Here is a 16,368-nt window from a genome sequence, read left to right on the forward strand (position 1 = left end):
TGAACGTCTGCATTGTCGGGAGCGACAAGGTCACCGTGATTGCGGCGACGGAAGCCAATAACGCGTGTGAAATGGTCTTTTTCATGATCTTTGCCTTCTGCTCTCTTCTTGTTGAGAACAGATTGCCAAAGTCTCTCTGACAGACTGTTGAGTGCGTTTGTCAGCATCCTGTCAGATTGGTCCGACCACAGCCCCAAAATACAAAAGCCGCCCTTACGGACGGCTTTGATTGGAGAGTGGCGACGCGCCTCACTTCGGCGCGAGTACCATCATCATCTGGCGGCCTTCGAGCTTGGGCTCGGCTTCGACCTTGGCATATTCGGTCGTGTCGGCCTTCACCTGCTGCAGCAGCTTCATACCAAGTTCCTGGTGCGCCATTTCACGGCCGCGGAACTTCAATGTCACCTTGACCTTGTCACCGTCTTCAAAGAAACGGCCCATCGCCTTCATCTTCACCTCATAGTCATGGGTGTCGATGTTAGGGCGCATCTTGATCTCTTTAACTTCGACAATCTTCTGCTTCTTGCGCGCCTCGGCAGCCTTCTTCTGGTTGGCATATTTCAGCTTGCCCAGATCGAGGATCTTGCATACAGGCGGTTCGGCATTGGGGGAGATTTCCACCAGGTCGAGGCCGGCTTCCTCAGCCATTTTCAGGGCCTGGTCGGTGGGCACAACACCCAAGTTCTGTCCTTCAGCATCAATCAGCTGAACTCGGGGGATGCGAATTTCCCGGTTCGAGCGCGGCCCTTCCTTTACGGGCGCGTCGGCTTTAAAGGGTCTGCGAATGGTCGTATTCTCCTCGCGTTGTTTCGGATCGCTGCAGCCCGGGCACTCCCGATGACGGAAGTACAAATGTCGTTTCACCATTGCTGCAACGGAGTCGGTACCATCCTTTAGCGGAAAAATCACCTGCTGTCAGCCTGTCAAGAATCTGTTTTATAGGCCAAAACAACTGGAGTTCCGCGATGTCTGACGCAAATCTCACTTACAACCAACAATATCTTACCGTCGGACAGGGCGAAGCTGCGCGCGAGATCGCCTATATTGCGCGTAGCCAACCTGGCCAAACGGCCGGCCCAACCCTCGTCTGGCTCTCCGGATACCGCTCTGACATGAGCGGCAGCAAGGCGGTGGAGCTGGACAGGTTCGCGGCCGAAAACGGCCTTGCCTGCCTGCGCCTCGACTATTCCGGCCACGGCCTGTCCGGCGGCAAATTCACCGACGGGACGATCTCGCGCTGGCTCGAGGAGGCGCTTGCGGTAATCCTCCACGCGGCGCCCGAGCGCATCCTCGTCGTCGGCTCGTCGATGGGCGGATGGATTGCGCTCAGGCTGGCGCAGGAACTCGCCAAGCGGCAGGACGGGCCGAAGCTCGCGGGCATGGTGCTGATTGCGCCGGCTCCCGACTTCACCTCCGATCTGATCGAGCCGAACCTCACGAAGAAGGAGAAGGCCTCGCTGGCCGAGCGCGGCTACTTCGAAGAGCGGTCGGCCTACAGCCCCGAGCCAAACATCTATACGCGAACCCTGATAGAGGACGGGCGCGACAACAGCGTGCTCAACGGCATCATCGAGACCGGCTGCCCGGTCCATATCCTGCAGGGGATGAAGGATCCGGACGTTCCCTATCAGCACGCTATGAAGCTCGTGGAGCATCTCCCCGCCGACGACGTCGTGCTGACCTTCGTGCGTGATGGCGATCACCGGCTGTCGCGGCCCCAGGACATCGAGCGCATGCTCGCCGCCGTCAAAGGGCTTATCCGCTAGGCCAAACGATCCATGTGTGCCAAATCCTAACGGATTTTAACCATATTGGCGGGTAGTGGCACCTTCCCCAGAAGTAACGATTGACTCTCCGAGCCTCCGTCCGTTAACTTTTTGTTAACAATACATGGGCGATGCAAGGGAACAGCGGGCGTGCGGATCAAGGGTTTCGTCGTGGCCATGATGGCCATGTTTGCTATGTCTACAGCCGCAACGCCGGCTTCCACCAACAATCTCTCGATGGTTACCGGCGCTGCGACGTCCCAGCCGATCGGCCATTACGACTTCTGCCAGAGCCATCGCAATGAATGCGGCCCAAACCGCAACGTCTCGCCGGCCGAGATGTCGGAAGGGAAATGGGGAATGGTGCGGTCCGTCAACACGATGGTCAACAACAACATCACGCCGATGACCGACAAGGAAATCTACGGCAAGGATGAGGTCTGGGCTTATCCGACGACCGCAGGCGACTGCGAGGACTTCGCCCTGCTGAAGCGCCGCATCCTGATACAGCGCGGAATTTCGCCGGCTAATCTTCTTCTCACGGTGGTCCGCAAGCCCGATGGCGAAGGTCATGCCGTGCTGACGCTGCGCACCAGCAACGGCGACTTCGTGCTCGACAACCTGGCGTCCAACATCAAGCCATGGTTCGACACGCCCTACTCCTTCATCAAGCGCCAGTCGAGCAACAATGCCGGTCGCTGGGTCACCATCGAAAATGGCCGCGACGTTCTGGTCGGTGCTTTGCGATAAGCGATAGTAGATTGAACGAAAAAGGCCGGCGAAACGCCGGCCTTTTTTATGCACGACGCCAGTTAGTCTAGCGCGTCATTCCGGCGCATCGCCTGTGCATTCGCGCGCCAGATCAATTCACCGCGTCGATCGCTCCGTAGTGCCGGAGCTCGCTTTATCCATTGCCGATCAGAATGCCGGCACCGAGAACGAGACCGCCGCCCACGACCACCTGGAAGGCAGCGCGCAGGAATGGCGTTTCCATAAATCTGTTCTGGATGAAGGCAATCGCCCAGAGTTCGAAGATCGCGATGATCACGGCCATCGTCGTTGCGATCCAGAAGTACGGGATGAGATAGGGCAAGGTGTGGCCGAGACCGCCAAGCGCGGTCATGACGCCGCAGGCGATGCCGCGCTTGATCGGCGATCCGCGGCCTGAAATCTTGCCGTCGTCATGTGCCGCTTCTGTGAAGCCCATCGAGATGCCGGCGCCAACCGAGGCGGACATGCCGACAAGGAAGGTCTGCCAGGTGTTCTGGGTCGCAAAGGCGGCTGCGAAGATCGGCGCCAAGGTCGATACCGAGCCATCCATCAAGCCGGCAAGGCCGGGTTGCACATAGGTGAGCACCAGTTGGCGGCGGGCAGCGTGATCTTCCTCCGCCTTGACGTCGGCCGGCGTGTGCTTGTCGACAAGCATGTGAGTAATGTCCTCATGGCCCTGCTCCGCCAAGGCGAGGTCACCGAGCAACTGCCGGGTCTGCGCGTCCGTGACGCGCCGTGCCGCTTCGACATAGAAGCGATAGGCCTGCTGCTCCATCGCTTCGGCTTCACCGCGGATTTTCTCGAGCGACAGGTTGCGTCGCAGCCAGTCGGGTTTGCGCTCATAGAAACCCTGAACATGTTCCCGGCGAATGAGCGTGATGCGTTCACCGAACCGCTGGCGATAGATTTCGATCAGGGACTTGCGATGGGTGTCCTCGACCTCGGCCATCTCTTCGAAAATTTTAGCGGACGCGGGATAGTTGCTGCGCAGCATGTCGGCGTAGGCGAGATAGATGCGCGCGTCCTCCTCTTCGGCCCCAATGGCGAGTGCGAGTATTTCCTGTTCCGACAAAGAATCGAACGAGCGCTTGGATGACCAAAAAAGCCTGGACAGCATGACAACCTCAATTTTAGAATTATTCTAAAATAGAGGCTGCCGGCGCGTCGGTCAAGTTTTCACAGGCATGGAAGCCAGTGAATTGACGCATGGCCGCGGCAAGTAAAACGACGCACAGCTTCGCGTACGTGCACCGCCTTTAGCTGGCATCGGAAATAACGTGCACGCTACAGTCTACATCTACGCCGAAAGTGTATGATTATTGGGCAAAAAACCATAACAAAAGCGGGTTGAAATTTACAACTCATGGGATTGAGATATTATGGAAGGCGGGCATAGTACTATGCGTATTGATTGCATTTATAAGGGAACATAACGGTGCCAGATCCGGTAGATATTATTGTTGGTAAAAATGTACGGACACTGAGGGCCAAACGACGCATATCGCAGCTGGAACTGGGCGAGGCGCTGGGGCTGACTTTTCAACAAATTCAGAAATACGAGAAAGGCACCAACCGCGTATCCGCAAGCAAGCTTCACCAGATCGCGGTTTTTCTGGGCGTTGATATTTCGGAACTGTTCGAGGGCGCCAACCCGTCTGACGGATCAGCGCGGCCAGGGCTGAGCCCCGAAGCCTATGAGCTTGCCCTGCACTATGACAAGCTTCGCTCTGCGGCAGGCAAGGAGGCCGTCAAGACCATCTTGTCGATCATGACCGGTGAAAGCTACATCGAGGCTTTGCGCTGAACCCTGTCGGTCAGTGCTCGCACGCGTGAAGCGCGATGAGCAAGTCGTCCTGCGTCCGATGGCCAGCATGGTAGAGATCGATCGCGATGCTCGCGATGGAAAGTCCCTGCTGGCTGCGCAGCTTGATGTTGCGCTCGGCACACCAGGAATAGAGCGCGCCGGCGAGCACATCGACATCATCGGACTGCAAAGAAAAAGAAGTGGCTGCTGCCGTCATGGAAGTTGCCCTTGTTTTTGGTTGATCCCCGAAAGGATACTGGCCGCTTTGCTTCTATTTGCAAAGCGGCATTCACTGCCTGCGTTAACGCAAGGCAGACGTGCATTTTTGCTTGTTTCATAATGGAACACCCGGCAAGCGCCGGCGCTATTCTGACGCGACCCGGTACTCCAGCGAGGCCGAGCATGCCGCGATCGCATCCAGCATTTTCTCGAACCGCGGGTGATCGCGCACCGAATCGAGGTCCGAATCATGCTTGAACCATAGGATGTGATAGCAGGACGATTGCGGCAGCAGTTCTTCCAACAGATCGAGTGCGGCGTCGCATTCGTCCAACAAAGCATAGACACACGCGATGTTGTATTGCGCAACGATGTCATCCGGATCAATCATCTGCGCGCGCTTGACCCACTCCTTAGCGCGTTCCGCATCGCCCATGTGAGCCAATGCGAGCGCACCGCGATGGGCCGGCCCCGAGTTTTCCGGATGCCGCTCCAAGGCCTCTTCCGCACGCTCGATGCAGACGCGCGCCCAATGCGCTCGCTCCTCCTCGAGACCAAGCGACCGGCATGCGCTCATCAGATGAATGGGCGAGAGATAGTCGTCGGGGCGGATCTCGGCCGCCCTAGTGAAGAAGGTGATAGCCCCCTCGAACTTGCCCTCCATGAAAAGGAAGCGACCATAGTGGAAATTCGCTTCATAGAGATCGGGCTCCAGCGCCAGCGCCTTTTCGAACTCGACAAGAGCCTCCTCGTCTCGCCCGTCCTGGTGCAGCGCCAGTCCGCGCGACGCATGCGCCTCGGCAAGATTCGGATCGAGCGCCAGCGCCTTGGCACTCAGATTGAGTATCCCCTGCAGTGTAAACTCACCCGCATGCCAATCGCGCAGCGCCGACTCGCAATCCGCCATGCCGGCATAGGCACGGGCATATTCCGGATCCAACGCAACGGCCGTTGCAAACATGCGCCGGGCCAGAAGTAGATAGGGCCTTGTCCAGGTGTGAGACAGCTGTCGTCCACGCAGATAATAGGTGTAGGCCTCGACATTGCTTGTCGGCTCGGCTGCGATCGCCTGCCTCTCCTCGGGTAGCAGCTTGATCTTGAGTTGATCGACGATTGCGTGGGTGATCTCGTCCTGGATCGCGAAAATATCGGTGAGGTCGCGATCGAAGCGGTCCGCCCAAAGGTGCCCGCCATTTCTCGCATCGATCAGCTGTCCGGTGATGCGGACGCGCTGGCCGACCTTGCGCACGCTCCCCTCGAGAACGAAGTCGACACCGAGTTCCGACGCCACCTGCTTCACCTGCACGGACTTGCCCTTGTAGGTGAAGGCGGTGTTGCGGGCGACCACGTAGAGGTTCGACACCTTCGAGAGGTCGGTGATGATGTCCTCGGTGATGCCGTCGGAAAAATACTCCTGCTCGGCATCGCCGCTCATGTTAGTGAAGGGCAGCACGGCGACAAGCTGCTTGTGCTTTTTTCGGGCTGCGGTCAAAGCCGCCTTGTTCACTTTCAGTGGCAGCGCCCGCTGCGGCGAAATCATATAGACCCGGACCGGTTCCTTGATGTTCTTGAGGCGGTGTTCCCCGCGATCCTCGAAGGACAGGTCGAGCCGTGAGCCGACATGGTCCTTGACGGTGGCCGAAACGGCAATGCCTCCTGGCTCAGCCAGCGCCTCCAGCCGCGCAGCAACATTGACGCCGTCCCCGAAGATATCGCCCTCCTCGACAATGACGTCGCCGAGATGGATGCCGATCCGAAATTCGATACGTTTGTCTTCGAGCACCGACAGGTTTCGTTGCGCGGCCTCTCGCTGCACCTCATCGGCGCAGGCGACAGCATTCACGATGCTGGAGAATTCCGCCAGCATGCCATCGCCGGTCAGCTTGACGATGCGTCCGCGGTGCTGTGCAATCTTCGGATTGAGCAGCTCCGTGCGGCAGGTTTTCACCGCACTTAGCGTTCCGGATTCATCTATGCCCATCAACCGGCCGTAGCCGACGATGTCGATTGCGAGGATGGCTGCGAGACGGCGTTCCAAGTGTCCCTCGACGCTATACGGTTTTCGTCACACTAATTTAGCCTTTTATTATCTCAATGTCCCACCATTCATTCGGTCGACCCGGGATAATAAGGTGTTTTTGACGTTCGAACGTTGAGACAACCCTGCGTAGGCGACCTGACGAAGCAAACAACAAAGGCCCGGCTGCAGCAGCAATCGGGCCTTTGTTACATTTCATATAGGGTCGATCAGCCCTCGAAGAATTCCTTCATGCGCGCGAAGAACCCGGTCGATTCCGGATTGTTCTCCTTCGAGGAGAGCTGCTCGAACTCCTGGAGAAGTTCGCGCTGGCGCTTTGTCAGCTTCTGTGGAGTCTCGATCTGGATCTGGATATAGAGGTCGCCCGTCTGCGGCGAACGCAGCACCGGCATGCCCTTGCCCTTCAGGCGGAACTGCTTGCCGGCCTGCGTGCCTTCGGGCACCGTCACACGCGACTTCGTGCCATCGAGCGTCGCCACGTCAAAGGTGCCGCCGAGTGCCGCCGTCGTCATCGAGATCGGAATGGTGCAGTAGAGGTCGGCGCCGTCACGTTGGTAAAACTCATGCGGCTTCACCGACAGGAAGATGTAAAGATCGCCCGCCGGACCGCCGCGCATGCCGGCTTCGCCCTCGCCCTGCAGGCGGATGCGGGTGCCGTCTTCGATACCGGCCGGAATGTTCACGGACAGCGAACGCTCTTCGGTGACGCGGCCCTGGCCATGGCACTTCGTGCACGGATCGGGAATGATCGTGCCACGACCATGACAGGTCGGGCAGGTCCGTTCGATCGAGAAGAAGCCCTGGGCAGCGCGCACGCGACCCGAGCCCTGGCAAGTGCCGCAGGTCTTCGGCTGCGTGCCGGGTTTCGCACCCGAGCCGGAGCAGACGTCGCAAGTGATCGAAGTTGGCACGCGGATCTGCGCCGTCTTGCTGGAGAAGGACTCCTCCAGCGAAATTTCCATGTTGTAGCGAAGATCGGCGCCACGCTCGCGGCCGCCCGAAGAGCGCTGCCGCTGGCGGCCGCCGCCCATCATCTCGCCGAAGATATCCTCGAAAATGTCGGAAAATCCGCCGCCGCCAAAGCCGCCGCCCATGCCGCCGCCGCCCATGCCGCCATGCTCGAAGGCAGCGTGACCATATCGGTCATAGGCCGCACGCTTCTGCGGATCCTTGAGCATTTCGTAGGCTTCGTTGATTTCCTTGAACTTGCGCTCGGCGTCGTGGTCGCCCGGATTCTTGTCCGGATGGTACTTCATGGCGAGTTTGCGGAAGGCGCTTTTCAGCTCTTTTTCGTCCGCCGTCTTGGCGACACCCAGCGTTTCGTAAAAATCGGCTTTTGCCATTAAGGATTAGACCCCGGAAATGGTTTTCCGGCTGCCGTGGTGGGCAGCCGGAACGTCAGTTTCAAGCTAGACCGTCTCGTCTCGCTTAGGCGGACTTCTTGCGGTCGTCGTCCTTGACTTCTTCGTAGTCGGCATCGACGACATTGTCGTCGCCGGCTTCCGCGGATGCGTCTGCTGCCGCACCGCCTTCAGCCTGCTGTGCTTCGTAGATCGCCTGACCGAGCTTCATGGAGACTTCCATGAGGGTCTGGGTCTTTGCCTTGATGTCTTCAGCATCCGGCTCGGTTGCTTCGACGGCAGACTTCAGAGCAGCGATCGCATCGGAGATCGCGGTGCGGTCGGCCTCGGAAACCTTGTCACCATAATCCTTCAGCGACTTTTCCGTGGAGTGGATCAGGCTTTCAGCCTGGTTCTTGGCTTCCACGGCCTCGCGGCGCTTCTTGTCGGCTTCGGCATTGGCTTCGGCGTCCTTGACCATCTTTTCGATGTCGGCGTCGGAGAGACCACCAGAAGCCTGGATACGGATCTGCTGTTCCTTGCCGGTGCCCTTGTCCTTGGCCGAAACCTGCACGATGCCGTTCGCGTCGATGTCGAAGGTGACTTCGATCTGCGGAACGCCACGCGGTGCCGGCGGCAGGCCAACGAGGTCAAACTGACCGAGCAGCTTGTTGTCGGCAGCCATTTCGCGCTCGCCCTGCGAAACGCGGATGGTGACGGCCTGCTGGTTGTCGTCGGCGGTCGAGAAGGTCTGCGACTTCTTCGTCGGGATCGTCGTGTTACGCTCGATCAGACGGGTGAAGACGCCACCGAGGGTCTCGATGCCGAGGGACAGCGGGGTTACGTCGAGAAGCAGAACGTCCTTGACGTCGCCCTGCAGAACGCCAGCCTGGATGGCTGCGCCGAGTGCCACGACTTCGTCAGGGTTGACGCCCTTGTGTGGCTCCTTGCCGAACAGCTGCTTGACGACTTCCTGGACCTTCGGCATGCGGCTCATGCCACCGACGAGAACGACTTCGTCGATCTCGGCTGGCGTGACGCCGGCATCCTTGAGAGCAGCCTTGCACGGTGCGATCGTGCGCTGGATCAGATCCTCGACCAGGCTTTCGAGCTTGGCGCGGGTCAGCTTCAGCGTCAGGTGCTTCGGGCCGGTTGCATCAGCGGTGATGAACGGCAGGTTGATTTCGGTCTGCTGCGAGGACGACAGTTCGATCTTTGCCTTTTCGGCAGCTTCCTTGAGGCGCTGCAGAGCCAGCTTGTCGCCCTTGAGGTCGATGCCGTTGTCCTTCTTGAACTCGGCAACGAGGTATTCGACGAGACGCATGTCGAAGTCTTCACCGCCGAGGAAGGTATCGCCGTTGGTGGACTTCACTTCGAAGACGCCGTCGCCGATTTCGAGGATCGAGATATCGAAGGTACCGCCACCCAAGTCGTAAACGGCGATGGTCTTGCCGTCCTTCTTGTCGAGACCGTAGGCAAGGGCTGCCGCCGTCGGCTCGTTGATGATGCGCAGAACTTCGAGGCCAGCGATCTTGCCGGCATCCTTGGTTGCCTGGCGTTGTGCGTCGTTGAAGTATGCGGGAACGGTGATGACGGCCTTTTCGACCTTTTCACCGAGATAGGATTCAGCGGTTTCCTTCATCTTCTGAAGGATCATCGCGGAGATCTGGGCAGGCGAATAGCCGGTGCCGCGGGCCTTGACCCATGCGTCGCCGTTGTCGCCCTTGGTGATCTCGAAAGGAACGAGAGCCTTGTCCTTTTCAACCGTCGGATCGTCGTAGCGGCGGCCGATGAGGCGCTTCACTGCGAACAGCGTATCCGTGGGGTTGGTGACTGCCTGGCGCTTGGCCGGCTGACCGACGAGGCGTTCGCCATCTTCGGAAAATGCTACGATCGAAGGCGTCGTGCGCGCACCTTCGGCGTTCTCAATGACCTTCGCGTCCTTGCCGTCCATGACAGCGACGCAGGAATTTGTCGTTCCGAGGTCGATACCAATTACTTTTGCCATGTCATTCTCTCCTTGAAGCAAGCTGTCGGAACCCCGAGAAGGCATTTCCCTGACAGCCCCTTACGGGATGGGTCTTTAAGATTAACGCAATCGTGATTGCGGTGATGCCGCGTATATAAGGAGCGGTTTTCGGGACTGCAAGGCGAGAACTAGCCAGAAAACCGGCAAAAAAAGCGCCCAACAGCTAATTTTGGCACGCACAGGACGATGGCGTTTTTCTGGCCAAAACCCGTCGACTATTGTCCCATGATCAAGTCAAGCAAGGTCGTCCGTTTCCGATGGTGCGCCGGCGACGGTTCAGGCTCGCCAATATCACCCGGCGGCAGCGCATCACCGTAGCCATAACCACCGTCATCGGCGATGTCGGCGGGCGGCACCGGACCGCCATTGACCGGGGCGATCGGCTGGCGTCTTGGCCGGTCATTCGCCTGTGGATAGCGCTCGGCGCTTTCACCAAAGACACCGGAGAGAATGCTGCCGATTGTCGTCGGCTCTTCAAGCGGCGGCGCCATACCGGGCTCCGCAGACGCCATCGGCTGGTCGCCGAAGCCGGGATTGGCTGCCGGATCAGCCATGAATTGCCCGTTGCCGAACAGTGGCGCCGGCGACAGTCCCTTGTGCGCGGCGACCATGAATTCCTGCCAGGCCTTGGCCGGCAAGCCGCCGCCCGTCACCTTCTTCATCGGCTTGCCATCGTCGTTGCCAAACCAGACGCCGGTTGTGAGGTTGCTGGTGAAGCCGACGAAGAGCGCGTCGCGCGAATTCTGGGTCGTGCCGGTCTTGCCCGCGGCCTGCCAACCGGAAAGCTTGGCGCTCTTGCCCGTTCCCTGGTTGATGACGCCCATCATCATCGTGTTCATGTTGGCGGCAATCGCCTCCGACAGGACACGGGGCGGGTTGTCGTAGGTATTTTCGTAGAGCACCTTGCTGCCGTCAGCCGTCGTTACGCGTCGGATCACATGCGGCGTCGCCTTGTAGCCGCCATTCATGAAGGCGGCATAGGCGCCGGTGAGCTCGGTCAGCGACACTTCCGACGTACCAAGAGCGATCGAGGCATTGGGCTGCAGTTCCGATTCGATGCCGAGGCGGTGCGCGAGCTTGATCACCTGGTCCGGCCCGTCATACATGACCAACTGGGCCGCGACGGTGTTCAGCGACTTTGCAAGCGCCGTCGCGAGCGTCACTTCGCCATTGTACTTCTTCTCGTAGTTCTCAGGCGTCCAATCGCCGATGCGGATCGGCGCGTCGTTGAACACCGAAAACGGCGTCAGACCTTTTTCCAACGCCGCTGCATAGACGAACGGCTTGAAGGACGAGCCCGGCTGGCGCTTGGCGGTGACGGCGCGGTTGAACTGGCTGTCGGCATAATCCCTGCCGCCGACGAGCGCGCGGATTGCGCCGGTGCCATCGAGTGAAACCAGGGCTGCCTGCGACGTATCGAGCTTGGCGCCGTCCTTGCCGAGCACATCGTTCAGCGACTGCTCCGCGCGCTTCTCCAGCGTCTTGTCGATCGTCGTATCGACGACGATGTCTTCCTTGACGTCGCCGATCAGGCCAGGGAGCTGGTCCATGACCATATCCGCGACATAGTGGCCGGCGCCCGACCAGTAGCGCTTCGCCTTGGCTGGCGTCTGCGACATCGCGGTCTTCACCTCGTCGTCGGTGATATAGCCTTGCTCGCGCATCGTCTGCAGGACCACCTGCGCGCGGGCATTGGCGGCCTCGGGATCGCGCGCCGGCGACAGCCGCGACGGCGCCTTGACGAGTCCGGCAAGAAGGGCTGCTTCACCGAGGTTCACGTCGCGTGCGGACTTGTTGAAGTAGCGACGCGAGGCCGCTTCGACGCCATAGGCGTTCGAGCCGAAGAAGACGCGGTTGAGGTACATCGCAAGGATCTGGTCCTTGGTGTATTTCTGCTCCAGCCATAGCGCGAGCAGGACTTCCTGCACCTTACGCTCAAGCGTGCGGTCCGGCGACAGGAAAAGGTTCTTTGCAAGCTGCTGTGTCAGCGTCGAGCCGCCCTGAACCATGTGGCCGGTCGTCAGGTTGGTGACGAGGGCGCGTGCGAGGCCAAGGGGATCCACGCCGAAATGCGAATAGAAGCGGCGGTCTTCAATGGCGACGATCGCTTCCGGGATGTAGGGCGACATGTCTTCGAGCGCGAGCGCTTCGCCGCCCGTCGTGCCGCGATTGGCGATGACGCTGCCATCGACGGCAGTTATCTTGACGTTCGGCGGGCGATCCGGAATGGCCCAGGTGCTGGCGCTCGGCATGCGCGACCCGTAGTAGACGACGAGGCCAGCCACGCCGATCCCGGCCCAGATGCCGAAAACGATGCACCAGTAGAGGATGCGACGAATGAAGCCGAAGAAGCTTCCACCCTCGCGTTCGCGACGACCACGTCTGCGTCTTTCGGGTTGGCGCGCGCGAGACGATTTTGACGGCGATCGCTTGGTCGAACGTCCCCTGACGACACGGTCATCGGCGTCGAGCGAAAAATCGTCATCATCGTCGCGGTCGTCGCGACCGCCGAAGGAAGGTTCGATCCTGTCGCGTGATTTGCCTCTGCCCGCCATCTAGTACCGGTACGCCCCTTCTTCGCTCCTTGCGCGGCGACGCCGCAGAAACCGTGCTTTGCCAAACGGTTCTCCGCCCGGTTGAACTTTAAATGCGGCGATTTAAGGGGTGGTTAAGAAGTGGCTAGACCGGCCCGCCCTTGCCCCAACAATGTCAAATTTGGTTCAGCCCCCGTTCACCGAACCGGCTCTCTAATCCATGTGCAAGGGACTTGCATAACAGAGGTGCAGAGATGCGTATGAGAATGATTGCAGCTGCGATCGCCATGTGTGGATTTGGCGTTACCGCGACTGAAGCGATGCCGGTCGCGCCGCTGAACGGCGTTGCGGCCAAGAATACGGTACTCGTCGATTACGCCTGCGGGCGCGGCTATCACCTGACCCGGTGGGGCAATTGCCGGCCGAACTGGGACCGACCGCCACCGCCGCGTTACGGCTGGCGCGCCGATCGCCGCTACGGATGGGGCGGCCCGCCGCGCCATGACTGGCGCTATGAGCGATCCTACGGATGGGATCGCCCGCCACCGTGGGTGCGCGGACGCGATTGGCGCTGATTAAGACAGCAAGGCCCGGGCCGCTCAGCCTGGGCTTTGTTATAATTCGTTTACCAAGCCCCGCTTTTTTGGCATGGCTGCCATTCGTTGCGACTGTCACAAATCTGACGTATAGCACGCGCCGAATTGCGCCTGAGATTAGCGCAGCATGCGCAATATGTAGGCATCCATGACCATCGACATTACCAAAAGCGAAGAATTCAAGCTGCGTGAAGTCTGGGACGTGCACGAGTTTGCACGCCGCTACCGGCTGACAAAAATGGAAGAGAGCCGCCTGAAGATGCTTCACGGCCCGTTCGCGGAATTGCGCGACCTCCTCGCCGGTCGGCAGCGTTCCGTTTCTCTCTGGTAACAGGGAACCATTAGCGAGCTGGTGGATTAACGCCCTAGCGAAACACGCCCTACACGTTTCGCTAAAGGTCGGCCGTCTCCCCCTCAAACGCGCCGATCGCGATCAGGCCCGGTGTCTCTCCCAGAGCGCCGGGCCTTCTCATCTCCCCAATATAAAGGGCGGTCTCGCGGCCGCCCCGATGCGTCACTGCTGGTTGCCGCAGGCCGGATCACCCGGCGGGCAGCGTGGAGGCCCACGACGGCCCTCACCGCCGCGACGCCAGTTCCCATCGTCGTTGCCCTGCGGCGGGCGCTGGAAATCCGGACGATTGTCATGGGGCCGTCCCTGGAAATCCTGGCGGCCGGGGCCGCGGTCGAAATTCGGTTGCTCGGGACGACGGTCCGGTCCGCGGTTTCCATCGGGCCTCCGATCGGGACCCTGATCAAAATCGGGTCGTGGACGGCCGGGGCCGGGGTTTCCGTCGAATTCTGGCGGCCGCACCGGGCGAACGACAGCGGGCGGGCGATCGTAAACAGGATTGCGACGCCAACGATCGCGCTCCCGATAGAAATCGCGACCGCGGTAATAGCGGTCCCAGTAATTTCCGACGCTGAAGACCACGGTCGGGATTCCGAGGGGACGGTAATATTCCGGACCCACATAGACGCGACGGCTCTGGTAGAGCGCCTGCACATAGCGACCTGCGACCCAGCCGCGCCCACCGTAGAACTCCACGTCGCACCAAGGCACATCGGCGAGGCAGCCATGGATTTCCACCGATTCACCGGCCGGAATGACGGTTACAGCGGGATATTGCGTGCTTGGTCCGGCCCGCATGTTGACGTTGGCTGTCGCATATCCCTCTGCCGCCTCGGCAATCGCCGGCGCGAGCAAGAGGGCGGCCGCTGCAGCGGCCTTCATCAAGATGGACTTCACGTTTCAACTCCTCTGACGACGCTGGAGACCGCGCCGCTTGTGTTTTCCGAAAAGGTGCGCAAGCGCCCGGGCACGGCTTCGGCGTTCGTCGCCTCGCGCCGATTTCAGCTCAATCACCTTTTCTTTCAATGATTTGTAGTCCGCGCCGATGAACCTGACTTGAACGCGTGGGCGCTTCAAAATTCAAAAATGCAACACATCTACTTGAAACGCGCGCTCGGCATTCCGACGTGCGAACCAACATATTGCAGCCGACGGAAAGCTGTGCGCGCCAGCAACGTTGCCGCTTCCACCGTCCTGATCGAGGCTCCGCGTTAACCGTTGGTTAACCTTTCCCGATCAGTCTGGCTGCAACATTCGCTTCCTCCTTGACCACGGATGTACTGGCATCGAAGTGAAGCGGATGACGAAAGGCCGGCTCGTTCCGGCCTTTTTGTTTTTCTGGCGTTCAAAGACGAACGCTTTTCCAGCCTATTTGGCCAACGCTTCCAGGATGCGGATCCAAGAACGGATGCCCTTGTGGTAGGAAGCGAGTTCGTACTTCTCGTTCGGCGAGTGAATGCGATCATCGCTGAGACCGAAGCCGACAAGCAGCGACTCCATGCCGAGCATCTTCTGGAAGTCGCCGACGATCGGGATCGATCCGCCCATGCCGATCACCACGGCCGGTTTCGGCCACTCGTCGGAGAGCGCATTCTTGGCCTTCGTCAGCACCGGCGAATCATATGAGAGGTGGATGGCCGGCGAACCGCCATGCGGATGGAAGTCGACCGAGCAGTCCGCCGGGATTTTCGAGCGGACGTAGCTGCGGAAGCTTTCGCGGATGGCGTTCGGATCCTGGGTCCCGACGAGGCGGAAGGAAACCTTGGCCGAAGCCTTGGCTGCGATCACCGTCTTGAAGCCCTCACCGGTGTAGCCGCCCCAGATGCCGTTGATCTCGGCGGTCGGACGCGCCCATGTGAGCTCGAGAACCGACCGGTCCTTTTCGCCCGACGGGATCGACAGGCCGACCTCGCCCAGGAAGGTTTCCGCCGTTTTGCCGAGCGTTTCCCAGGATGCCTTGATATTGGCAGGCGTTTCCTCGACGCCGTCGTAGAAGCCTTCAAGGGTGATGCGGCCGGTGTCATCGTGCAGTCCGGCAAGCGCGGCAGTCAGGATATGGATCGGGTTCGCCGCGGCACCGCCGAACAAGCCGGAATGCAGATCGCGGTCGGCGGCCGTCACGACGATTTCCTCGCCGACAAGACCACGAAGGGCTGCTGCGATTGCCGGCGTATCGCGATCCCACATGCTGGTGTCACACACGAGCGCATAGTCCGCCTTCAATTCCGCGGCGTTGGCCTCAAGAAAAGGCTTCAACGACGGCGAACCCGATTCCTCTTCGCCTTCGAAGAGGATGGTGATGCGGCAAGGCAGTGCACCCTTGACTTCCTTGTAGGCACGGCAGGCCTCGACGAAAGTCATCAACTGGCCTTTGTCGTCGGCGGTGCCGCGGCCCGTCAGGATCTTCCGGCCGTTGCCGACATCCTTGATCGACGGTTCGAAGGGATCATTCTCCCAGAGCTCGATCGGATCGACTGGCTGCACGTCGTAGTGGCCGTAGAACAGCACATGCGGGGCGTCGGCGCTTGCGCCGGCGTGATGGGCCACGACCATGGGGTGGCCGGGCGTGTTACGCACGGACGCCTCGAAACCCAGGGTCTCGAGATAGGAAACCAGCCATTCAGCCGCCTTGCGGCACTCGGCCTTGTAGGCCGGGTCGGTGGAAATCGACTTGATCCGCAACAGCTCGAACAGCTTGTCGAGGCTCGATGTCAAATTCTGGTCCGCACGCGACAGCACCGGCATTACGTCAGTCATTTTCGACTCCTTTTGAAATTCGGCGGGACGATAGACCAAAGGCCGGTCGCTTTCGAGACGAAAAAGCAGGCAGGGAGCCAATGGCGAGAGATGGGCGCGTCAGACACACCCGGGGGACGAGAGCACGAATAGCTGGCGGCGGGCGAGAGTTCTTTTCAGCGCATG

The 16,368-nt window shown here is 60.0% G+C and carries 14 protein-coding genes; 5 read left to right on the top strand and 9 right to left on the bottom strand.

Going from position 1 to position 16,368, the window contains the following annotated elements; translation table 11 throughout:
• Window positions 1–249 precede the first annotated feature (249 nt).
• A complete protein-coding gene (infC, locus tag C934_RS0103075; protein ID WP_025658610.1) occupies window positions 250–786 on the bottom strand; it encodes a translation initiation factor IF-3 in 537 nt (178 codons plus the stop codon).
• 179 nt (window positions 787–965) lie between these two features.
• On the opposite strand from infC, the gene C934_RS0103080 reads away from it, so the two are divergent.
• Both C934_RS0103080 and C934_RS0103085 read left to right on the top strand, forming a co-directional pair.
• Window positions 966–1,766: an alpha/beta hydrolase gene (locus C934_RS0103080; RefSeq protein ID WP_018855237.1), complete on the top strand. Its 801-nt coding sequence runs from the start codon at window positions 966–968 to the stop codon at window positions 1,764–1,766.
• Between the two features lie 150 nt (window positions 1,767–1,916).
• Window positions 1,917–2,516, top strand: a complete 600-nt coding sequence (locus tag C934_RS0103085; RefSeq protein WP_018855238.1) for a transglutaminase-like cysteine peptidase — start codon at window positions 1,917–1,919, stop codon at window positions 2,514–2,516.
• A 154-nt stretch (window positions 2,517–2,670) separates the two neighbouring features.
• Here the strand turns inward: C934_RS0103085 and mbfA are convergent, their stop codons facing one another.
• A complete protein-coding gene (mbfA, locus tag C934_RS0103090; RefSeq protein WP_018855239.1) occupies window positions 2,671–3,654 on the bottom strand; it encodes an iron exporter MbfA in 984 nt (327 codons plus the stop codon).
• A gap of 318 nt (window positions 3,655–3,972) precedes the next feature.
• Between mbfA and C934_RS0103095 the strand changes: the two genes are divergently transcribed.
• Window positions 3,973–4,341: a helix-turn-helix domain-containing protein gene (locus C934_RS0103095; RefSeq protein WP_018855240.1), complete on the top strand. Its 369-nt coding sequence runs from the start codon at window positions 3,973–3,975 to the stop codon at window positions 4,339–4,341.
• Between the two features lie 10 nt (window positions 4,342–4,351).
• Here the strand turns inward: C934_RS0103095 and C934_RS0103100 are convergent, their stop codons facing one another.
• From C934_RS0103100 to C934_RS0103120, 5 genes are all read right to left on the bottom strand, one after another.
• Window positions 4,352–4,558, bottom strand: a complete 207-nt coding sequence (locus C934_RS0103100; protein WP_018855241.1) for a hypothetical protein — start codon at window positions 4,556–4,558, stop codon at window positions 4,352–4,354.
• A gap of 147 nt (window positions 4,559–4,705) precedes the next feature.
• Entirely contained in the window at window positions 4,706–6,598 is a 1,893-nt protein-coding gene (locus tag C934_RS0103105; protein ID WP_018855242.1) for a TPR end-of-group domain-containing protein, read from the bottom strand.
• A gap of 209 nt (window positions 6,599–6,807) precedes the next feature.
• Window positions 6,808–7,941, bottom strand: coding sequence for a molecular chaperone DnaJ (gene dnaJ, locus C934_RS0103110; protein ID WP_018855243.1), 1,134 nt, complete (start codon window positions 7,939–7,941; stop codon window positions 6,808–6,810).
• An 85-nt stretch (window positions 7,942–8,026) separates the two neighbouring features.
• Entirely contained in the window at window positions 8,027–9,946 is a 1,920-nt protein-coding gene (gene dnaK, locus C934_RS0103115; protein WP_018855244.1) for a molecular chaperone DnaK, read from the bottom strand.
• 236 nt (window positions 9,947–10,182) lie between these two features.
• Complete coding sequence (locus tag C934_RS0103120) at window positions 10,183–12,522, bottom strand: transglycosylase domain-containing protein (protein ID WP_018855245.1); 2,340 nt, start codon at window positions 12,520–12,522, stop codon at window positions 10,183–10,185.
• Between the two features lie 233 nt (window positions 12,523–12,755).
• Here C934_RS0103120 and C934_RS0103125 point away from each other — a divergent pair, with 233 nt between their 5' ends.
• Both C934_RS0103125 and C934_RS0103130 read left to right on the top strand, forming a co-directional pair.
• Entirely contained in the window at window positions 12,756–13,076 is a 321-nt protein-coding gene (locus tag C934_RS0103125; RefSeq protein ID WP_026371524.1) for a GCG_CRPN prefix-to-repeats domain-containing protein, read from the top strand.
• A gap of 169 nt (window positions 13,077–13,245) precedes the next feature.
• Window positions 13,246–13,428, top strand: a complete 183-nt coding sequence (locus C934_RS0103130; protein ID WP_018855247.1) for a hypothetical protein — start codon at window positions 13,246–13,248, stop codon at window positions 13,426–13,428.
• A 183-nt stretch (window positions 13,429–13,611) separates the two neighbouring features.
• On the opposite strand, the gene C934_RS0103140 is transcribed toward C934_RS0103130, so the two are convergent.
• Both C934_RS0103140 and C934_RS0103150 read right to left on the bottom strand, forming a co-directional pair.
• The gene (locus tag C934_RS0103140; protein ID WP_018855249.1) at window positions 13,612–14,343 is read right to left on the bottom strand and encodes an SH3 domain-containing protein; all 732 of its coding nucleotides are present in this window, start codon (window positions 14,341–14,343) and stop codon (window positions 13,612–13,614) included.
• A 471-nt stretch (window positions 14,344–14,814) separates the two neighbouring features.
• Window positions 14,815–16,203 carry a M20/M25/M40 family metallo-hydrolase gene (locus C934_RS0103150; protein WP_018855251.1) on the bottom strand — a complete coding sequence of 463 codons (1,389 nt, stop codon included), beginning with the start codon at window positions 16,201–16,203 and terminating at the stop codon, window positions 14,815–14,817.
• Window positions 16,204–16,368 lie beyond the last annotated feature (165 nt).

It is taken from the genome of Rhizobium sp. 42MFCr.1, from assembly GCF_000377185.1.
GTDB lineage: Bacteria > Pseudomonadota > Alphaproteobacteria > Rhizobiales > Rhizobiaceae > Rhizobium > Rhizobium altiplani.